Annotated in this window: 21 protein-coding genes and 1 other RNA gene; 11 read left to right on the top strand and 11 right to left on the bottom strand. The window is 69.3% G+C overall.

Annotation, left to right across the window (positions count from 1 at the left end; genetic code table 11):
* The first annotated feature begins 24 nt into the window (after nucleotides 1-24).
* Nucleotides 25-1008 carry a cobalamin biosynthesis protein gene (locus FND50_RS23915; RefSeq protein ID WP_144287329.1) on the top strand — a complete coding sequence of 328 codons (984 nt, stop codon included), beginning with the start codon at nucleotides 25-27 and terminating at the stop codon, nucleotides 1006-1008.
* Here the strand turns inward: FND50_RS23915 and FND50_RS23910 are convergent.
* The 3 genes from FND50_RS23910 to FND50_RS23900 are packed head-to-tail and all read right to left on the bottom strand — an operon-like array spanning nucleotide 949 to nucleotide 3035.
* Complete coding sequence (locus FND50_RS23910) at nucleotides 949-1830, bottom strand: SURF1 family protein (protein WP_186301136.1); 882 nt, start codon at nucleotides 1828-1830, stop codon at nucleotides 949-951. The two genes, FND50_RS23915 and FND50_RS23910, sit on opposite strands and share 60 nt — an antisense overlap.
* A gap of 43 nt (nucleotides 1831-1873) precedes the next feature.
* A complete protein-coding gene (locus FND50_RS23905; RefSeq protein ID WP_005254274.1) occupies nucleotides 1874-2347 on the bottom strand; it encodes a low molecular weight protein-tyrosine-phosphatase in 474 nt (157 codons plus the stop codon).
* Nucleotides 2334-3035, bottom strand: a complete 702-nt coding sequence (locus FND50_RS23900; protein ID WP_144287328.1) for an HAD-IA family hydrolase — start codon at nucleotides 3033-3035, stop codon at nucleotides 2334-2336. Before FND50_RS23900 ends, FND50_RS23905 begins: the two co-directional genes overlap by 14 nt.
* 29 nt (nucleotides 3036-3064) lie before the next feature.
* On the opposite strand from FND50_RS23900, the gene cobC reads away from it, so the two are divergent.
* The 4 genes from cobC (at nucleotide 3065) to FND50_RS23880 (ending at nucleotide 7171) form a co-directional block, all read left to right on the top strand.
* A complete protein-coding gene (cobC, locus tag FND50_RS23895; RefSeq protein ID WP_144287327.1) occupies nucleotides 3065-4099 on the top strand; it encodes an Rv2231c family pyridoxal phosphate-dependent protein CobC in 1035 nt (344 codons plus the stop codon).
* Nucleotides 4096-5235: a Nif3-like dinuclear metal center hexameric protein gene (locus tag FND50_RS23890; protein WP_144287326.1), complete on the top strand. Its 1140-nt coding sequence runs from the start codon at nucleotides 4096-4098 to the stop codon at nucleotides 5233-5235. Before cobC ends, FND50_RS23890 begins: the two co-directional genes overlap by 4 nt.
* A 98-nt stretch (nucleotides 5236-5333) precedes the next feature.
* Entirely contained in the window at nucleotides 5334-6071 is a 738-nt protein-coding gene (locus FND50_RS23885) for a zinc ribbon domain-containing protein (protein ID WP_005254270.1), read from the top strand.
* Nucleotides 6068-7171, top strand: a complete 1104-nt coding sequence (locus FND50_RS23880) for a bifunctional RNase H/acid phosphatase (RefSeq protein ID WP_144287325.1) — start codon at nucleotides 6068-6070, stop codon at nucleotides 7169-7171. The genes FND50_RS23885 and FND50_RS23880 overlap by 4 nt, the downstream gene beginning before the upstream one ends.
* A 7-nt stretch (nucleotides 7172-7178) precedes the next feature.
* On the opposite strand, the gene FND50_RS23875 is transcribed toward FND50_RS23880, so the two are convergent.
* A complete protein-coding gene (locus tag FND50_RS23875) occupies nucleotides 7179-8429 on the bottom strand; it encodes an SLC13 family permease (RefSeq protein ID WP_144287324.1) in 1251 nt (416 codons plus the stop codon).
* Between the two features lie 7 nt (nucleotides 8430-8436).
* A complete protein-coding gene (locus FND50_RS23870; protein WP_186301134.1) occupies nucleotides 8437-8964 on the bottom strand; it encodes a DUF1697 domain-containing protein in 528 nt (175 codons plus the stop codon).
* A 60-nt stretch (nucleotides 8965-9024) separates the two neighbouring features.
* Here FND50_RS23870 and rnpB point away from each other — a divergent pair.
* Together rnpB and FND50_RS23860 are read left to right on the top strand one after the other, a co-directional pair.
* Nucleotides 9025-9463: RNase P RNA component class A (gene rnpB / locus FND50_RS23865), an RNA gene on the top strand.
* A gap of 197 nt (nucleotides 9464-9660) precedes the next feature.
* The gene (locus tag FND50_RS23860) at nucleotides 9661-10464 is read left to right on the top strand and encodes an alpha/beta fold hydrolase (protein WP_144287322.1); all 804 of its coding nucleotides are present in this window, start codon (nucleotides 9661-9663) and stop codon (nucleotides 10462-10464) included.
* Nucleotides 10465-10472: 8 nt separating this feature from the next.
* Here FND50_RS23860 and FND50_RS23855 read toward each other — a convergent pair whose 3' ends face one another.
* From FND50_RS23855 to FND50_RS23845, 3 genes are read right to left on the bottom strand one after another with little or no spacing between them, the layout of a single operon-like run.
* Entirely contained in the window at nucleotides 10473-11096 is a 624-nt protein-coding gene (locus FND50_RS23855; protein ID WP_144287321.1) for a LysE family translocator, read from the bottom strand.
* Between the two features lie 22 nt (nucleotides 11097-11118).
* A complete protein-coding gene (locus FND50_RS23850) occupies nucleotides 11119-11538 on the bottom strand; it encodes a MaoC/PaaZ C-terminal domain-containing protein (RefSeq protein ID WP_005567677.1) in 420 nt (139 codons plus the stop codon).
* Nucleotides 11535-11981, bottom strand: coding sequence for a MaoC family dehydratase N-terminal domain-containing protein (locus FND50_RS23845; RefSeq protein ID WP_005254263.1), 447 nt, complete (start codon nucleotides 11979-11981; stop codon nucleotides 11535-11537). The genes FND50_RS23850 and FND50_RS23845 overlap by 4 nt, the downstream gene beginning before the upstream one ends.
* A 398-nt stretch (nucleotides 11982-12379) precedes the next feature.
* On the opposite strand from FND50_RS23845, the gene FND50_RS23840 reads away from it, so the two are divergent.
* Nucleotides 12380-12565, top strand: coding sequence for a hypothetical protein (locus tag FND50_RS23840; RefSeq protein WP_005254262.1), 186 nt, complete (start codon nucleotides 12380-12382; stop codon nucleotides 12563-12565).
* Nucleotides 12566-12595: 30 nt separating this feature from the next.
* A complete protein-coding gene (locus FND50_RS23835) occupies nucleotides 12596-13996 on the top strand; it encodes an RNB domain-containing ribonuclease (protein WP_037203218.1) in 1401 nt (466 codons plus the stop codon).
* Between the two features lie 4 nt (nucleotides 13997-14000).
* On the opposite strand, the gene pip is transcribed toward FND50_RS23835, so the two are convergent.
* The 3 genes from pip to panB are packed head-to-tail and all read right to left on the bottom strand — an operon-like array spanning nucleotide 14001 to nucleotide 16339.
* Entirely contained in the window at nucleotides 14001-14966 is a 966-nt protein-coding gene (pip, locus tag FND50_RS23830; protein WP_144287320.1) for a prolyl aminopeptidase, read from the bottom strand.
* A 7-nt stretch (nucleotides 14967-14973) separates the two neighbouring features.
* On the bottom strand, nucleotides 14974-15429 hold the full coding sequence (locus FND50_RS23825; protein ID WP_144287319.1) for a hypothetical protein: 456 nt from the start codon (nucleotides 15427-15429) through the stop codon (nucleotides 14974-14976).
* Between the two features lie 40 nt (nucleotides 15430-15469).
* Entirely contained in the window at nucleotides 15470-16339 is an 870-nt protein-coding gene (gene panB / locus FND50_RS23820; protein ID WP_005247779.1) for a 3-methyl-2-oxobutanoate hydroxymethyltransferase, read from the bottom strand.
* Nucleotides 16340-16522: 183 nt separating this feature from the next.
* Here panB and FND50_RS23815 point away from each other — a divergent pair, with 183 nt between their 5' ends.
* Nucleotides 16523-18091 (top strand): alpha/beta hydrolase, encoded by a 1569-nt coding sequence (locus FND50_RS23815; protein ID WP_144287318.1) that lies wholly within the window; start codon nucleotides 16523-16525, stop codon nucleotides 18089-18091.
* Between the two features lie 116 nt (nucleotides 18092-18207).
* The gene (gene glnA, locus FND50_RS23810; protein WP_005247775.1) at nucleotides 18208-19548 is read left to right on the top strand and encodes a type I glutamate--ammonia ligase; all 1341 of its coding nucleotides are present in this window, start codon (nucleotides 18208-18210) and stop codon (nucleotides 19546-19548) included.
* Nucleotides 19549-19554: the final 6 nt, after the last annotated feature.

The following is a 19554-nucleotide window of genomic DNA, read 5'->3' as shown; positions in this document are numbered from 1 at the left end:
ACGTTAGTTGATACAAATATCGGCGTGCATCGAACCTCCCGTCCCGCCACCGCGCGTGCTGCCGGACTGCTTCTCGGCTTCGCCGCCGACCGTGTGTTCGCCGATCCTGCCCGGTGGCATCCCGTGGCCGGATTCGGCCGCACGGCAATGGCATTGGAGAAGGCGACGTACCGCGACTCCCGGTCGGCCGGGATCCTGCACGTGGCCGTCCTGGTCGGCGGAGCGGCGGGTCTGGGGGTCGCCGCGACGCGGGTGGCGCGGCGCGGGGGATGGGCAGGCGAGGCGGCCGTTACGGCCGCCGCGACGTGGGCCGTGCTCGGCGGAACGTCGCTGGGACGGACCGGATCGACCATGGCCGCACACCTGGAGGCGGACGATCTTGCCGCCGCCCGCTCCCTGCTGCCGTCGCTGTGCGGTCGCGATCCCAGCGTGCTCGGCGTCCACGGGCTCACGCGGGCGACGCTGGAGTCGTTGGCCGAGAACACGTCCGACTCGGCGGTCGGGGCATTCGTGTGGGGCGCGGTGGCAGGCATCCCCGGACTGTTCGTCTACCGGGCGTCCAACACCCTGGACGCGATGGTCGGGTACCGCTCGCCGAAGTACCGCAACTTCGGCTGGGCGGCGGCGCGGTGGGACGACGTCCTCAACCTGCTGCCCGCCCGCCTGACGGGTGCGCTGACCGTCGCGGCCGCACCGACGGTCGGCGGGTCGCCGAACGAGGCGTGGGAGGCGTGGCGACGCGACGCGTCCCAGCACCCCAGCCCCAACGCGGGTGTCGCGGAGGCCAGCGCGGCGGGCGCACTCGGGATCTCGCTGGGCGGGCGCACCGAGTACGCGCACGGCGTCGAGATGCGACCCGTCCTCGGCTCCGGGGCGTCGCCCCGGCCCGTCGACCTCGACCGTGCGGTGAAGCTGTCCGCCGCGGTGCAGGGCGGCGCGGCGCTGGTGTCAGCGGCCCTTGCCGTAGCGGTCGGCCAGCTTCGCTTCCGCCGCCGTCCGAGGCGTTGATTCCACCGGCTTGCTTCGGGTGAACGGCTTCTTCCGGGCCACCGGTGCGGGAGCCGGAGCGGAGTCCTCGGAGGTCTTCGCGGACTTCTCCTTGCGGCGTTCGCGCCACTCCGCGCGGATGAAGTAGGCCAGGCCGAGTGGGGCCATGATGCCGAACGCCAGCCACTGCAAGCCGTACGACAAGTACGGGCCCGCGTCGAGTTGCGGGAGCGGGATGGTCCCGAGGCCGCCGGGCTGATCGGGTTCGAGTTGCACGTACGCGTCGACGAGGTCGGTGCCGATGAAACTGCCGATCTGACCCGCGTCGATGTAATACACCTGGCGGAGCCCGTTCTCGTCGATCGGCTCCTTGCCGGCGATGGTGCCCTCCGACTTGCGGACGCGACCGTCGAGTGTCACCGGCCCGGCCGGTGGCGGATCCACCGGCGGCGGCTCGGTTCCCTGGACCGGTCGGACGTAGCCGCGGTTGACCAGGATCGTGCGACCGTCCGTCAGTTGCAGCGGGGTCAGGACCTCGTAGGCAGGCTGCGATTCGATGGACCGCAATCGGACCAGCAGATCACTGTTCTGGACGTACGAGCCGGTCGTGGTGACGCGGCGCCACTCGTCGTCCGGATTCGGGGCCGCGCCGGACAGCAGGGTCTCCAGCGGAACGGGGTCGGCGTCGACCGAGTCGGCGATCAGCTGGTTCCGGTGCTCCGTCGACGTGTTCTTGCCGAGCTGCCACGGCGCGAGCACGTAGAAACACATGAATGCGAATCCGGCGACCACCAAGGCCAACACCAACCAGCCGGGTCGCAACAGAAATCTCAGCCTTCGCACGCCTCCACGGTAGCCGCTCGCAGGTGAGGACCCTGATCGTGGGTTACCGGCTGCGCACCCAGTCGAGCAGCCCGGGCACCGCGGCCTCGATCTGCAGGCGGACCCGTTCGAAGTCCTCGAGGTCGCCGTAGAAGGGGTCGGGGACGGACGACGTGTCCGCATCCGGGTCGAAACTGCGCAGCAACCGGCGACGCTCGTCGGGGACGCCCATGTGGGCAAGCTCACGGTCGTGATTCGCCGCGAGCGCGACCACCAGATCGGCGCCGAGATGGAACGGCCCGACCTCCGCGGCCGTGTGGCCCGTCGGGTACCCGTTCAGCTTCAGGGTTTCGTTGGTGCGGATGTCGGCCTCCCGGCCGACGTGCCAGCCGTGGGTCCCGGCGCTGCTCACCATCACCCGGTCGTCGAGGGCTTCCCGGCGGAGGTGCTCGGCGAAGATCTTCTCGGCCATCGGGGAGCGGCAGATGTTTCCGGTGCACACGAACGTCACGTGCAACGGGGTGTCAGGCTGCGGCATCGAGCATCTTCCCGAGGTGGGCGACGGTCTGCGCCGTCGTGTGCGCGCGCTCGGCCTCGGCCGGGAAACCGTAGCCCCACTCGACGAACACCGCGGGGATGCCCCAGTGCGCGGCACCGAGGACGTCGTGGTCACGGTCGCCGACCATCAGGACGTCGGGGGTGGCGCCCTCGGTGGCGGTGACTCCCAGGTTCCGGAGGGAGTGGGCGATCACGTCCGACTTGGCGCGCCGCCTGCCGTCGTCGCTGGCGCCGCCGATGAACTCGAAGTAGTGGGCCAGTTCGAAGTGTTCGAGGATGCGGATCGCGAACCGCTCGGACTTCGACGTGGCGACGGCGAGCCTTCTGCCGCTGTCGCGGGCATCGACGAGGACCTTCTCGATGCCGTCGAAGACGGCGTTCTCCGCCCACCCCACGCTGTCGTAGCGCTCGAAGTAGGCCGCGATCGCCTGCTGCACGACGTCTTCGTCCAGCCCCATCGACCGGAACGTGTCGATCATCGGCGGGCCGATGACGGCGTCGATCATCTCGTCGGTCGGTTCCGGCTGTCCGATCGTCGCGAGCGCATGACGGAACCCGGCGTGAATGCCGGGCGCGGAGTCGGTGAGCGTGCCGTCGAGGTCGAACAGCACGATCGGCGCCGACAGGGCAGAAGGGGCGGAGGACGGGGAGGTGGAGAGAGATGTCACCGGACCATTGTCCCTTAGGCTCGACAGCTGTGGACATTCGTGCCGGTAGCCGGGAGAGCTTGCGTCACCACGGAGACGTGGATGCGGGACCCGGTCTCCTCGATTTCGCAGTGAACGTGCAGGGCGACGGGCCCCCTGAATGGCTGCGACTGCGCCTCGCGGACGCGTTGCCGCGCCTGGGCTCCTATCCGACCGTCGCGGCCGATCGCGCCGCCCGGACCGCCGTGGCCTCCCGGCACGGCCGCTCGCCCGACGAGGTGCTACTCCTGTCGGGTGGGGCCGAGGGCTTCTCCCTGCTCCCACGGCTCGGGGTCCGGCAGGCGGCGCTGATCCATCCGTCGTTCACGGAACCGGAGTGGGCCCTGCGGGAGGCGAACGTGCCCGTCACGCAGGTGCTGCTGGGCGATCCGTACGTTCTGGACGCCGCTTCGGTCCCCGAATCCGCCGACCTGGTCGTGATCGGCAACCCGACCAACCCGACGTCGGTGCTGCACCCGGCGGAGGAGATCCTGCGGCTGCGCCGCCCCGGCCGGATCGTCGTGGTCGACGAGGCGTTCGCCGACGCGGTGCCGGGCGAGGTCGAGTCGCTCGCCGGTCGTTCGCTGCCCGACGTGCTGGTGCTGCGCAGCCTCACCAAGACGTGGGCACTGGCCGGACTGCGCTGCGGGTACGCGCTCGGCTCCCCGGAGATCCTCGAACGCCTGCAGGTGGGGCGGGCGCACTGGCCACTGGGAAGCCTGCAGGTGGAGGCGATCGCCGCATGCAGCGAACCGGACGCTGTCGCCGCCGCCCGGGAGCACGCCGGCGTGCTGGGTGCGTGGCGGGACTACCTGATCCGTCGGCTGAGCGAGATCGGCGTCGCCGTGCACCAGCCTGCCGTCGCCCCGTTCCTGCTGCTCCGACTGCCGGACGGCGAACTCGTGCGGAAGCAACTGCGCGAACGGGGCATCGCCGTGCGGCGGTGCGACACGTTCCCCGGGCTCGGTCCCGAGTTCCTCCGGGTCGCGGTGCGCCCCCGCGAGCAGGCCGACGTCCTGATCGACGCGATGAAGGAGATCCTGTGAACCCGGTGCGTCTCGCCGACGTGATCGCGACCCTGGATGCGGCGTACCCGCCCGCCCTCGCCGAATCGTGGGACTCCGTCGGCCTCGTGTGTGGCGACCCCGACGACACGGTGGCGACGGTGACGATCGCGGTCGATCCGACCGCCGCGGTGGTCGACGAGGCGATCGACGCCGGCGCCGACCTTCTCCTCGTCCACCACCCGCTGCTGCTGCGCGGCGTCGACACCGTCGGCGCCCACACGCCGAAGGGCGCACTCGTCCACAAGCTGATCAAGGCCGGATGCGCCCTGTTCACCGCGCACACCAACGCCGACTCCGCGGACCCCGGCGTCTCCGACGCCCTGGCCGCGGCACTCGGACTGACCGTCACCGGACCGATCGACCCGCACCCCACCGAGAACCTGGACAAGTGGGTCGTCCTGGTCCCGGCGGGCGACGCCGACACGGTGCGCCGCGCCCTGTTCGACGCGGGCGCCGGGCACATCGGCAACTACCGCGACTGCAGCTGGTCCGTCACTGGGCAGGGCCAGTTCCTCCCGACCGACGGCGCGAACCCCACCCTCGGCGCGGTCGGTGCGCTCGAACGTGTCGAGGAGAGCCGGGTGGAGGTGATCGCTCCGCGCGGCATCCGGCAGAACGTGCTCGCCGCGATGCGCGCCGCCCATCCGTACGAGGAGGTCGCGTTCGACGTGTTCGAGATGGCGACGTTCCCCGGACCCCGCGGACTCGGGCGGGTCGGGGAGCTGCCCGAGCCGCTGTCGCTGCGGGACTTCACCGACCGGGTGGCGGACGCGCTGCCCGCCACGACGTGGGGTGTGCGGGCCGCGGGCGACCCCGAAGCGATGATCCGCACCGTCGCGGTGTGCGGCGGCTCCGGCGACTCGTACCTCGACGCCGTCTCCCGACTCGGCGTGGACGCCTACGTCACCGCCGATCTGCGACACCACCCGGCAGACGAGCACCTGCGCGCCGGGGGGCCGGCCCTGATCGACGTCGCGCACTGGGCGAGCGAGCAGCCGTGGTGTGACCAGGCCAAGGGTGTCCTCGACACCGCGTTCGGCCAGACACCGGATTGGCAGGTTCGGGTGTCGGCCGTACGGACCGATCCGTGGTCGGTCAGCGCGTCGCCGTCGTAGCGCCGTCCGGCCGAAACCGGTGATCCGCCGGGGTACGGTTGACACCCAGCAATCTGCACACAAGAACCCTTCACAGAAGACAGCAGGAGTTACCACGCGTGAACGTCGAACCACAGGTGCAGTCCAAGCTTCTCGACCTCGCCGGCGTCGATGCGGAGCTGTCCAGGATCGCCCACCGACGCACCGCGCTTCCGGAGCGTCAGGAAGTCGAGCGGCTCGAGGCGGAGCGCGTCACCCGTAAGGACGCGGCGGTGGCCGTCGAGATCGTCCTCGACGATCTCGACCGCGACATCCGCAAGCTCGAAGGTGAGGTCGACGCCGTCCGTCAGCGCGAGGACCGCGACCGCACACTGCTCCAGAGCGGAACGGTCGGATCGAAGCAGCTCACCGAACTCGAACACGAACTCGGCAGCCTCGTCCGCCGTCAGGGACTGCTCGAGGACGAATTGCTCGAGGTGATGGAACGGCGCGAGGCGTCGCAGTCCGACCACGACCACGCCGGTGCGCAGTTGTCGCAGATCGAGGAAGACCTCATCGACGCCGCCCGCCGCCGGGACGACGCCGTCGCGGATCTGGACGCCGCCGAGCAGCGCTGCATCCGCGACCGCACGGCGCTGGCCGACCAGTTCCCCGCCGACCTGATCGCCGTCTACGAGAAGCAGCGCAGCCAGAACGGTGTCGGAGCGGCGCTGCTGCAGGCGCGGCGCTGCGGAGCGTGCCGCATCGAACTCGACCGCGGCGAGATCTCCCGCATCACCGCCACCGCACCCGACGTCGTCGTGCGCTGCTCGGAATGCGGCGCGATCCTGGTGCGCACGAAGGAGTCGGGTCTGTGAGTGCCGGTCGGGTCGTCGTCGAGGCCGACGGTGGTTCGCGCGGCAATCCCGGACCCGCCGGTTACGGCGCCGTGGTGTTCGACGCCACCCACGGCACCGTTCTCGCGGAGCGCAAGGAGAGCCTCGGGATCGCCACCAACAACGTTGCCGAGTACCGGGGCCTGATCGCCGGTCTCGACGCCGCCGCCGAACTCGGCGCGTCCGAGGTGGACGTGCGGATGGACTCCAAACTGGTGGTCGAGCAGATGTCCGGGCGCTGGAAGGTGAAGCACCCGGACATGATTCCGCTGCAGCGCCAGGCGTCCACACTCGCCCGGCAGTTCGATTCCGTGACGTACACCTGGATTCCGCGGGCGGAGAACGCGCACGCCGACCGCCTCGCCAACGAAGCCATGGACGGCGCCGCCGGCGATTCCGACGCCGATCCGGAACCGGCTGCCCAGTCGGAGAAGGCCACCCCCGCGGCACCGGGCTGGATGGACACGACGGGCGCCCCGACCCGGATGCTGCTGCTCCGGCACGGGCAGACCGCGCTGTCCGTCGACCGGCGGTACTCGGGTCGCGGGAACCCGGCCCTCACCGAGATCGGGCAGGCCCAGGCGAACGGCGCGGCCGCTCGCCTTGCAGGCAACAGCGGAATCGCGGCCGTGGTGTCGTCCCCGCTGGGACGCGCGCAGCAGACCGCGACGGCGGCGGCGAAGGTGCTCGGACTCCCGGTCACCGTGCACGAGGGCCTCACCGAAACCGACTTCGGCGAGTGGGAGGGCCTCACGTTCCGGGAAGCTGCCGAGCGCGACCCCGAACTGCACCGCAAGTGGTTGTCGGACACGTCGGTGTGCCCGCCCGCGGGGGAGAGCTTCGACGAGGTGCGGGAGCGCATCCTGAAGGTCCGCGACGACCTCACCGCCTCCTACGCCGGCTCCACGATCCTCGTGGTCACCCACGTGACCCCCATCAAGACCCTGTTGCAGTTGGCGCTCGACGCGGGACCGTCCCTGCTGTACAAGCTGCATCTGGATCTGGCGTCGCTGAGCATCGCCGAGTTCTATCCCGACGGCGGCTCGTCCGTCCGCCTGGTCAACGACACCTCCCACCTGTGAGTACTTGTTAACCGCGGGCGGTTAACAAGTACTCACAGGCCCAGAGGGCAACGACCGCGGCGAGCAGGGTCAACGGCGTGGTCACCAGCGCGAGAATCGTGAACGTCCGGAGATCCGCGGGAGATCCGGCGCGCGCGGCGACGCGCCGCCACAGCATGATCGCCAGCGACCCCACGTACGTGAGGTTGGGGCCGAGGTTCACACCGAGCAGCATCGCCAGCACGAGTCCGGTCGGAGCGTGCGGTCCGAGCGCTGCCAGCAGGAGCAGCGTGGCGGGGAGGTTGTTCACCAGGTTCGCGGCGACCGCGGCGACGACGGCCATCGTGAGCAACGCCGTGAACGACGTGTCGGTCGGCAGTCGCGTGGCGATCCATTCGCCGATCGGACCGTTCGCGACCCCGGCCACGACGACGCCGAGGATCAGGACGAACCCGCAGAACCACACGTCGATCGAATACACGATCCGGCCCACGCTGGTCCGGCCGTCGCGCAGGGCGACGACGCCCAGCACGATCGCCCCCGCCGCGGCCACCCACGCCGGTGCGACCCCGACGAAGCCGGACACCGCGAACCCCAGGAGTGTGGCCGCGATGATCGACAGTGCGACTACCGGCGCCGGCGGGTCACGTTTCGGCTCCGGCTCGGCTTCGGGCCGGACGAGGTGCCGCCGGAAGAACACGCGGAACAGAATCAGTTCGACGAGGATCGCCACGGCCCACGGCAGCGCCATCACGGCGGTGAAATGCAGGAAGCTCAACCCGGTCGCCGAGAACGCGATGAGGTTCGTCAGATTGGAGACGGGCAGCAGGGTCGACGCGGTGTTCGACAGGTGCGCGGTGGCATACGAATGGGGGCGCGGATCCATCCGCAGCGAGCGGGCGGTGGCGATCACCGCCGGTGTCAGCAGGACCACCGTGGCATCGAGGCTCAGGACCGCGGTGGTCAGCGCCGCCGCCGCGAACACGAGAGTCAGCAACCTTTTCGGATCCCCCCGCGCCCCGCGCCGCAACCGGCCCGCGATCCAGGTGAACACCCCCATGGCGTCCGCGAGGTGCGCAAGGACGAGGATCGCCGCCAGGAACCCGACGGTCGGAGCCATCTCCGACACTTCGTCCCAGGCCTCCGCCGGCGTCACCAGACCGGTGGCGAGGACGACGACCGCGGCCGGTGCGGCCGCGACGATCTCGGGCAGCCTCCGTGGACGCACGACCGCGAAGACGAGGACTCCGGTGACGAGCGCCACCGCCAGAACTGTCACCGACGGGTCACGTCAGGAGTTTGTGGAGGGTGCGCAGATTCCGGGTCGTGGTGAACGCCTTGAGCTTGGGAGCGCCGGTGCTCTTGCCGAACCTGCTCTTGAGTGTCATACCCCGTTCGACTTCCCAGTACAGGACGCCGTCGCCGGCCTGCACTCGTTCGACCTCCGGATCCAGCTCGTCCCCGATGCTCAGAAGGGTGTCCAGGACCTCGGGTTCGGGCGTCACCAGCACGTACGGGTGCCAGCCTTCTCGCTCGGGGTCGAACGGGTAGTCGTCGACGATCTGTCGAACCGTGTCGAGGTCGAGGACGAAAACCCAGGCTTCGTAGTGGAATTCGGCACGCAGCCCGGATTCGATCTCACTCTTCAGTGCGGTGACGTCGTCACGGTCGGAATCGAACAGCACGTTGCCCGACGCGAGGACGGTCTTCACGTTCTCGAATCCCAGATCGACGAAGGTGCTGCGGAGGTCGGCCATCTTGATGTTGATGCCGCCCACATTGATGCCGCGCAGGAGGGCGGCGTATCGGGTCATGATCAGACCATAGTGCGGCGGCATGACACGTTCGCGCGAACTGTAGGCTGATCGGGCGGACGAGTTGGCCGGGCGACCGCGGCACAGGGAACCAGCACATCAGTGCACAGGCCCTGAGTCGAGGAAAGTCCGGACTCCACAGAGCAGGGCGGTTGTTAACGGCAACCCGAGGTGACTCGCGGGACAGTGCCACAGAAAACAGACCGCCGACGCCACATCCTCCGGGGTGAGGCGTCGGTCAGGGTGAAACGGTGCGGTAAGAGCGCACCAGCACCCCGGGTGACCGGGGTGGCTAGGTAAACCCCGCCCGGAGCAAGGTTGAAGGCCGCACCGGATCCTCCGGGATCCCGGTGCGGCTGCGCAGGTGTCCGAGGGCTGCTCGCCCGAGCCTGCGGGTGAACCGCTCGAGGTACCCGGCGACGGTGTGCCCAGATGGATGGTCGCCACCCGGCGCTTCGGCGCTCGGGGACAGGATCCGGCTTACACGCCAACTCGTCCGCCTCACCCGTTGCGCCGGTCGGCGAGGTCTCGATCCTGACTGGCGAGTAACAAACAGACCGGTTAGCATCTTTCCCGCAACGGCCCGACTGACCCGAATCGGGGTCGATGCCGGGGCCCGTCGCCCACGTCCGTGGGCGATGGGGCCCCTCTATCGGCGGCAGTAGATGTTACTCGTGATAGCGGTAACATCTGTCCATGGACTTGCCCCACGACATCGCCGGCTCCGGCCCCACCCTGATACTCGTGCACGGGGTGGTGCATCGCCGGCAGGCCTGGAACGCCCTGCTGGACCAGTTGACGTCCTATCGCCGAGTGGTCACCGTCGACCTTCCGGGACATGGAGAATCGGCGGCACTCGAAGACGGCCCGGACATGATGGATCAACTCCTCGAGGAACTGAGCGGGTTCGTCCGCTCGGTGACGCCGCCCGGCGAACGGCCCCACGTCGCCGGAAACTCGCTCGGAGGCTGGCTGTCCCTCGCGCTGGCGGCCAGGGGCGAGGTCGCGTCGGCCACGGCGCTCTCACCGGCCGGCTTCTTCGTCAACCACGCCGATCAGGCCCGCACCATCTACACGTTCCGAGCCCTGCGCGGACTCGCCCGGGCAATGGGTCCGAACGCTCCGAAGGCTTTGCGGTACAAGGCTGTCCGCTATCCCTCGCTTGCCGCCTTCTTCGCACGGCCCAGCCGGGTGCCGTACGAGGATGCCGTGGTCGACGCGCACTCGCTCACCACCAACGCCCTGGTCGACAAGGGGATGACGGCGTCGTTCGATCTTCCGCCGGTCGTCGACGCGACGGTTCCGGTCACCGTGGCGTGGGGGCGCCGCGACCTGATTCTGCCGGTGTATCAGGCACGGGGGGTGCGCCGATTCCTCCCGCAGGCGCGGATACTGATCCTGCCCGGCATCGGGCACGTCCCGATGACCGACGACCCGAATCTGATCAGCACGATTCTGCTCGGCGGCAGCTCGGTGACTTCCAGCGGTTCCCGGAACTGACCTCGGCCCTACCGCGCCTCGGCGAAGACGACGGCGCCGAAACCGAAGAGGACCGTTCCGGTGATCCGATCCAGGACCCGTCGCACCGACGGCTTCTCCAGCGTGGTGCGGGCACGGGTCAGCAGAAGGCTGTACGCGCCGAGCCAGACGATCCCGAGGAGCCCGTGAACGAGCACGAGCAACGCCAGGGTCGGGGCGGTCGGCCCCCCGGGCGGAACGAGCTGGGGGAGCAGGCCGGTGTAGAACACTGCGATCTTCGGGTTCAGGAGGTTGGTCAGGAACCCGGCCCGCCAACTCGACCCCGGCGACGGAACCTGTGCCGGTCCGGGCGCGGCGGTGCGTTGTCGCAACCGGCTGCGCCAGAGGGTGGAGAGGCCCAGATACACCAGGTACATCCCGCCGACGATCTTCACGACGGTGTAGGCCTCCGCGGAAGCGGCGAGCACCGCGCCGAGCCCGACGACGGTCAGCGCGCCCCACACCATCAACCCGGCGACCACGCCGAACGTCGCTCGCAGCGCGGCGCCGCGTCCACCGGACAGGCCGGCGCGCGTCACCACCGCCATGTCCGGACCCGGAAGGACGGTCAGGAGCCCGAGCACCGCGAACGCGGTCATCACGACACCGATCATCGGCCCAGTGTGTCGGGCGCGCTCAGCGCAGTGAAATCCAGACTTGTGACTTGCCGAGCACGGTGTGTCCGTCGAACGTCACCGTCAGGTCGATCCTCGCAGTGCCTGCGGCCTCGTCGACCTGTGCGGCCTTCGCGACGACCTCGACGACCGCGCCGTCGTCCGGGGCGACGATCACCGGCTTGGTGAAGCGGGCGCGGTATCCGGTGACCCGTGCCGGGTCGCCGAGCCAGTCGACGACGCACTGCGTCGCCAGTCCCAGCGTCAGCATTCCGTGCGCCAGCACACCGGGCAGGCCCACGGCGTTCGCGACGTCGTCCCGGTAGTGAATGGAGTTGAAATCACCGGACGCCCCGGCATAGCGGACCAGGGATTCCCGGGTCACGTGATATCGGGCCTTGGCGACGGTGTCGCCGAGCATGATTCGCTGCGGCGACGTCATTCCTCCCCCCTGACGAACAGCGTCGACGTCATGGTGCTCACGTGATCGCCTGCGGCGTCGAGGATCTCGATGTCGGCGACGAGCAGTGTATGCGGACCGCGTGACGTCACGTTCGTGACTGTGAGCACCGCGGAGAGTTCGTCGCCCGCGACGACCGGGCGGATGGACGTGGCGTGTTCGGTGCTGTGCACCAGATTGACCGGCTCGATTCCCGACGTCGGATCGGCGACGAGCTGCGCCAGTGCGCGTTCCTGCACGATGACGGGAAACGTGGGCGGGGCGACGAGATCGGCGTGACCGGCGGCGCGGGCACTGCCGACGTCGAAGGACGTCGGGTTGGTGGCGAAGACGGCGCGGGCGAATTCCCTGATCTTCTCGCGGCCGACGAGGTAGGGCTCGGTCGGCGGATAGACACGACCCTCGATCGCTGGATTCACTGCCATCAGGTCAGCCTAGAGACGTCCTGTCCCCAGGGCAGGGCGAAGCGTTCGGAGAATCGTCACGAATGTGTCGCGGACGTGCCCGCTCACGTCGAAGCCCCCGCCGGACAGGTCCGGCGGGGGCTTCGACGTATCGACTGATCGACAGCCGTCAGACGGGATCGACCATCAGCAGTTGGGCCCAGTAGGTGGCGCCTTCGGCACCGAGGTAGGGAAGTAGCTGATCAAAAATGATCGTTGACATGCTCGCTCCATTCTCTGTTGGGGCACTGCGCCGGGAGGCGAGCCATCGGCACCGCACTGACCGGCGCCGGGGACCGTATCACCGGACAGGACTCCGAGGGTAACAGTATGAGCGTGATCCACAACCCCACACGTCCCACCGGTGCCACACTGAGGGCATGACTGACGAAGATCATCTCTGGTACTACAACGTCGAGGACGGCACGGTCACGCAGGGGAAGGCGGCATCGTCGATGTCGCGGATGGGCCCGTACCCCGATCGCGCGTCCGCCGAGAAGGCGCTGCAGATCGCCGCGGAGCGGAACAAGGCGGCGGACCGGGCAGACGAGGAGTGGAACAACTAGCGTTGTCGAGAGGGTGTGCGTGAGGTGCCGATGAGTCGTTTCGTCGCGCGCGGAATCGATTTCGGCACCGTGCGCACCGAATTCCACCTGCCGGAGGGGTATCCGCCCGCGGCGGTCGCGCAGGCGCGGGCGGCGTCCGACCGGTACGCGTCCGAGCGGGAGGACCGCACCGATCTGGCGTTCGTCACCATCGATCCGCCCGATTCCCTGGATCTCGATCAGGCGCTGCATCTGGAGCGGACACAGGTCGGATTCGTCCTGCACTACGCGATCGCGGACGTCGGCGCCGTCGTGGAGCCCGGTGGGGTGCTCGACGTGGAAACCCGCAAACGCGGGCAGACGTTCTACCTCCCCGACGGCAAGGTGCCGCTGCACCCGAAGGAACTCTCCGAGGGATCCGCGAGTCTTCTCCCCGACGAGGACCGCCCGGCGGTGGTGTGGCGGATCGAACTCGACGAATCGGCCACACCCTTGTCCTGCACGGTGTCCCGTGCGACGGTGCGTTCCGTGGCACGGCTGGACTACGCCGGGGTGCAGGCCGATTCGGAGGCGGGGAGACTGCATCCGTCCATCGCGTCGCTGCCGGAGTTCGGCCGGCTCCGCACGGCGGCGGCGGTGGCGCGCGGAGCGATCGAACTCCGGCTCCCCGAGCAGGAAGTGGTGCCGGACGGCGACGGCTGGCGGGTCGACCTCGCGCCCCGCACCGAGGCCGACGACTGGAACGCCGAGGTCTCGCTCCTCACCGGAATGTGCGCCGCGGACATGATGCTCGACGCGAAGGTCGGGCTGCTCCGCACCCTGCCGCCCGCCGGACCGGACGCGGTCGAGGCGCTGCGACGCACGGCGTCGGCATTGGGGATCGACTGGCCGGAGAGCGTCGGCGTCGGTGAACTCCTGGCGCGGCTCGACCCGAATTCGGCGTCGACGCTGGTGCTGATGACCGAGGCGCCGTCGCTGCTGCGGGGCGCCGACTACGCGGCGTTCGACGGCGCCCTGCCCGAATTGACCACGCACGCCGCCATCGGCGCCCCGTACGCCCACGTGACCGCGCCGCTGCGCCGGCTCTCGGATCGGTACTCGACGGAGGTGTGCCTCGCCGTCACCGCCGGAACGCCGGTGCCGTCCTGGGCGCGGGACGCCCTGGGTTCGATGCCCGAGATCATGGTCGGCTCGGATTCCCTCGCGAGCAAGATCGACCGTGCCTGCATCGACCTCACCGAAGCGACCGTGCTCGCCGACCGGGTGGGGGAGACGTTCGACGCGACCGTGCTGCGGTCACGGAACGGCAAGCGCACCGCGGACGTGTTCGTCCCGTCCGTGTCCGTGATGGCGAAATGCGTGGGCGACCCCGCCGAGGGCGAACAGGTGAAGATCAGGCTCGTCTCCGCCGACGTCGCGAAGCGGACCGTCGAGTTCGGTTACCCCGCTTAGCGCGTCAGTCGCGGAACCGGTCCGTTGCCTCGACGAGGTGATGCACAATGCCCGGCTCCATCGCCGAGTGTCCCGCGTCGTCGACGATCTCGAGCCGCGAACCCGGCCAGGCCCGGTGCAGCGCCCACGCACTGGTCGCCGGGCACACCACGTCGTAGCGTCCCTGCACGATCACGCCCGGAATGCCGTCCAGCGCGGCGGCGTCCCGGAGAAGCTGGCCCTCGTCCAGGAACCCGCGGTTGTGGAAGTAGTGGTTCTCGATGCGGGCGAAGGCCAGCGCGAACCTCGGCTGGGACGTCTCCACCACCCGTTCCGGTTTGGGGAGCAGCGAACTCGTCGCGCCCTCCCACGTGGACCACGCGACCGCGGCCCGCGTCGCGACGTCGGGATCGTCGGACTGCAGGAGCCGGTGGTAGGCCTCGACGAGGTCGCCACCCCGCCCCGACTCCGGCACCGGCGCCAGGAACTCCTCCCACAGTTCGGGGAACAGATGTCCGGCACCGCCGTTGTAGTACCAGTCGATCTCGCTGCGGCGCAGCAGGAAGATGCCGCGCAACACCAGCTCGGTGACCCGGCCGGGATGCTTCTGGGCGTAGGCGAGAGCCAGCGTGGAGCCCCACGACCCGCCGAAGACCTGCCACCGGTCGATACCGAGATGGCTGCGCAGCAACTCCACATCGCCGAGGAGACGGTCGGTGGTGTTGACCGACAGATCGGCCCCGTCGGCGACGTGGGGTGTGGAACGGCCGCATCCACGCTGGTCGAGCAGCACGATCCGGTACACCTGCGGGTCGAAGAACTGTCGTTGCGCGGGATCGGTGCCGCCGCCGGGACCGCCGTGGAGAAACACGACCGGCTTCCCGTCGGGGTTCCCGCTCTGCTCCCAGTACATCTGCTGACCGTCGCCGACGTCGAGATGCCCGAACTGGTACGGCTCGAGCGGCGGGTACAGGGTGCGCAGCTGGGTCACGTCGGCCTCAGAACCCGATCAGGCCGGACGCCAGATCGGGGATCACCAGAGCGGTCACCGCTTCCTGCCGGATGCCGGGGCAGGCCGCCGTCGTGATGACGTCGATCCGGCCCCGGTCCTGCAGGAAGTCGAGCGCGTTGAGGTTGTTCTTCGCGATCCACGTGCCGACCAGACCGTTCAACCCGGTCTTGCCGATGGTCGGGGTGTAGGTGCGCCAACTCTGCAACTGACCTTCGAGGTCGGTGCACAGCTGGGCGGCCTGCGCCTCGGTGACGCCACCCGGCACCAGGCCGGGGCCGGGAACCGCGGTGGTGGCCGGGGCCGGAGGTGCGGTGGTGCCGGGTGCGGGGCCCGGTCCGGCACACCCCGTGACGACCGCCGCGGCCGCCACCGCCGCGGCCGCCATCACGGCCGGGCGGTGACGACGTCCGGTGCCCTGCACGCGTCGCTGTCCCATGAACATCCCCCTCGAGTGTGTGCCGGCCCGGTGAGTCGAGGACGACCTAGAAGCTGTGCTCTTCCGCCGGGAACGTTCCGGCGCGTACCTCGGTCGCGTATGCGGCGGCTGCGTTACGCAACTCGTCACCGACGTTACCGAAGCGCTTGACGAACTTCGCCGTCTTGCCGCTGGTGTAGCCGGCCATGTCCTGCCACACGAGGACCTGGGCGTCACACTCGACGCCCGCTCCGATGCCCACGGTGGGGATGGTGAGCTTGCGGGTGACCTGGCCTGCGATCTCGGCGGGCACCATCTCCATGACGACGGAGAACGCGCCGGCCTCCTGCACGGCGATCGCGTCGGCGACCAACTGCTCGGCGGCGTCGCCGCGGCCCTGTACGCGGAAACCGCCGAGCGAGTTCACGCTCTGCGGGGTGAACCCGACGTGGGCCATGACGGGGATGCCTGCCGCGGTGATCGCGGCGATCTGCGGCGCGACACGCTCGCCGCCCTCGAGCTTGACCGCGTGGGCCAGCCCTTCCTTCATGAACCGGGTCGCGGACGCGAGGGCCTGCTCCGGGGAGCTCTCGTAGCTGCCGAACGGGAGGTCCGCCACCACGAGAGCGTGCGGCGCACCGCGGACGACGCCGCGAACGAGGGGGAGGAGTTCGTCGATCGTGACCGGGACGGTGGTCTCGTATCCGTAGACGACGTTGGCAGCCGAGTCGCCGACGAGGAGAACGGGAATCCCGGCTTCCTCGAAGATGCGGGCGCTGGAGTAGTCGTAGGCGGTGAGCATCGCCCAGCGTTCACCCTCGGCCTTCATGGCCTGCAGGTGGTGGGTTCGGGTCTTGCGCTTGGGAACGTCGTGCGATGGTGCTGATCCGTAGAGCCGATCTTCTGACGTGCTCGCGGACGACTTGCTATCGGACATCGTTGTCCCTTTCTGGCCTCGAGGCCCTTGACGGGTCCCCGGGTGCGGGTGATGACGCCTACAGTCTGCCACCGGCCCGCGGGGGAGCGAAGGGCTCGCGCGGGTGCGATAGGTCACACCCGCCGTCTGTCCTCTGACCTGCGGGAAGGCCTGCCGGCGCAGAACCCCTGGCACGATCGTCCTATGTCGAAGAGTGCTCGGGTACCGGCCGCGTTCGCGGGGTGCATCGCCGTCGTCCTTGTCGTCGCAGGCTGTGCGGGAGGCGGACGGGACACCGGTGAGGCCGTCGCCGAACCGTCGGCGGCCGCGGCGGCTCCGGCCGGACCGATCCCCGCCGGGCTCGAGGAGTTCTACACGCAGCAGGTGCAGTGGGGGTCGTGCGAGGGCTACAGCACGGACGGGTCTCCGCTCGGCGACACTCTCGACTGCGCGAAGGTGACCGTGCCGAACGACTACGCGAACCCCGGGGGTGCGACCGCGCAGATCGCCGTCTCCCGGTCGAAGGCGACCGGCGACAAGGTCGGATCGCTGCTCGTGAACCCCGGTGGCCCGGGGGCGTCGGGTATCGGGCTGGCGTCCGTGGCCGACGGCACCGACATCGCGGAGCGGTTCGACGTCATCGGTTTCGATCCGCGCGGCGTCGGCGCGTCCTCGCCGCAGGTGACCTGCCTGACCCCGGCGGAGGTGGACGCGCGGCGCAAGGACGACGACGTCGACATGAGTCCCGCCGGAATCGCGCAGACGGAGGCCGAGAACCGTGAGTACGCGGACAAGTGTGCGGAGCGGACCGGCATCGACGTCCTCGCACACGTCGGAACGTACGACGTGGTGCGCGACATGGACGTCATCCGGGCGGTGCTCGGTGACGAGAAGCTCAACTACCTCGGCTACTCGTACGGCACCCGGCTCGGCTCGACGTACGCGGAGACGTTCCCGGGCAACGTGCGCGCGATGGTCCTCGACGGTGCCCTCGATCCCGAGCAGGACCCGACGGAGGAAGTGATCCTGCAGGCGGCCGGATTCCAGTCCGCGTTCGACGCGTTCGCCGCGGAATGCATGCAGCAACCGGACTGCCCGCTCGGCACCGACCCGGCGCAGGCGAACGCGAGGTTCCGGGCGCTCGTCGACCCGCTGATCGGCAAGCCGGCCGCGACCACCGACCCGCGCGGACTCAGCTACACCGATGCGATCACCGGCGTCCAGCAGGCCCTGTACTCGCCGAATCTGTGGGGCCCGCTCCGCGGAGGCCTGGAGAGCCTGCAGACGGGGACGGGCGATTCGCTGCTGATGCTGGCCGATCTGTACGAGGGGCGCGCCGACGACGGCACGTACTCCAACCTCAACGACGCCTTCAATTCCATCCGCTGCATGGACGATCCGCCCGTCACCGACCGCGCGGCCGTCGGGGAGGCGGACGTGCGGTACCGCCAGGCGGCGCCGTTCCTCGACGACGGTCGCGGCACCGGCAGCGCGCCGCTGGACGTCTGCGCGTTCTGGCCCGCGCCGAACACGGGCTCGCCGCACACCGTGTCGGCGCCCGGGATCCCGCCTGTCGTCGTCGTCTCGACGACCGAGGACCCGGCGACGCCGTACCAGGCGGGCGTGGATCTGGCGAAGCAGATGAACGGCTCGCTCGTCACGTACCGGGGCACTCAGCACACCGTCGTTCTCGACGGCGAGGCGTGCGTCGACGACGCCGTCTCGGAATATCTCGTCGACCTCGCGGCGCCGCCCGCAGACCTGATGTGCTGACCCACGCCTGTGACGGGATCGTCCGAGGGGCCCGCACGCTGGAACGATGCGGAATCCGGCATAGTCGAATCAACGAAGTAACACAGATTTAACGAACTTTGCTTACTCTCGCGGACATGGATCGCCAAAAGGAATTCGTGCTTCGCACCCTCGAAGAGCGCGACATTCGGTTCGTCCGATTGTGGTTCACGGACGTTCTCGGATACCTGAAATCGGTGGCGATCGCCCCCGCGGAACTGGAAGGTGCCTTCGAGGAGGGCATCGGCTTCGACGGATCCGCGATCGAGGGCTTCTCCCGGGTGTCCGAGGCGGACACGGTCGCGAAGCCGGACGCCTCCACGTTCCAGGTGCTGCCGTGGAGTTCGAGCAAGGGGCATCAGCACTCCGCCCGCATGTTCTGCGACATCGCCATGCCCGACGGTTCCCCCTCCTGGGCGGATTCGCGGCACGTGCTGCGCCGTCAGCTGAACAAGGCGAGCGATCTGGGCTTCAGCTGCTACGTGCACCCCGAGATCGAGTTCTTCCTGCTGGAGAACGGGCCGATCGACGGCACGCCGCCGAAGCCCGCCGACTCCGGCGGCTACTTCGACCAGGCCGTCCACGACTCCGCTCCCAACTTCCGCCGGCACGCGATCGACGCACTCGAGTCGATGGGCATCTCCGTCGAGTTCAGCCACCACGAAGCGGCTCCCGGCCAGCAGGAGATCGACCTGCGGTACGCGGACGCCCTGTCGATGGCCGACAACGTGATGACGTTCCGCTACGTCGTCAAGGAGGTCGCGATCGCCGAGGGCGTGCGCGCCACGTTCATGCCGAAGCCGTTCAGCGATCAGGCCGGCTCGGCGATGCACACCCACATGAGCCTGTTCGAGGGCGACACCAACGCCTTCCACAACCCGGACGATCCGATGCAGCTGTCGGAGACCGGTAAGGCGTTCATCGCCGGCATCCTCGAGCACGCCAACGAGATCAGCGCCGTCACCAACCAGTGGGTGAACTCCTACAAGCGTCTGATCCACGGTGGCGAGGCCCCCACGGCGGCGTCCTGGGGCCCGTCCAACCGGTCGGCGCTGGTCCGCGTCCCGATGTACACGCCGAACAAGGCGTCCTCGCGTCGCGTCGAGATCCGGAGCCCAGATTCGGCCTGCAACCCGTACCTGACGTTCGCGGTGCTCCTCGCCGCCGGTCTGCGCGGAATCGAGAAGGGCTACGAACTTCCGCCGGAGGCCGAGGACGACGTGTGGGCGTTGACGTCGGCCGAGCGCCGCGCCATGGGTTACCGGGAGCTGCCCGGCAACCTCGACGGCGCGTTGCGCGAGATGGAGAAGTCGGAGTTGGTGGCCGAAGCACTCGGCGAGCACGTGTTCGACTTCTTCCTGCGCAACAAGCGTCGCGAGTGGGAGGAGTACCGGAGCCACGTGACGCCGTTCGAACTCAAGACGTATCTGGGGTTGTGAGCAAGA

This window comes from Rhodococcus sp. WB9, assembly GCF_007558985.1.
GTDB classification, from domain to species: domain Bacteria; phylum Actinomycetota; class Actinomycetes; order Mycobacteriales; family Mycobacteriaceae; genus Rhodococcus_F; species Rhodococcus_F opacus.
This window is presented reverse-complemented; position numbering and strand designations above follow the sequence as displayed.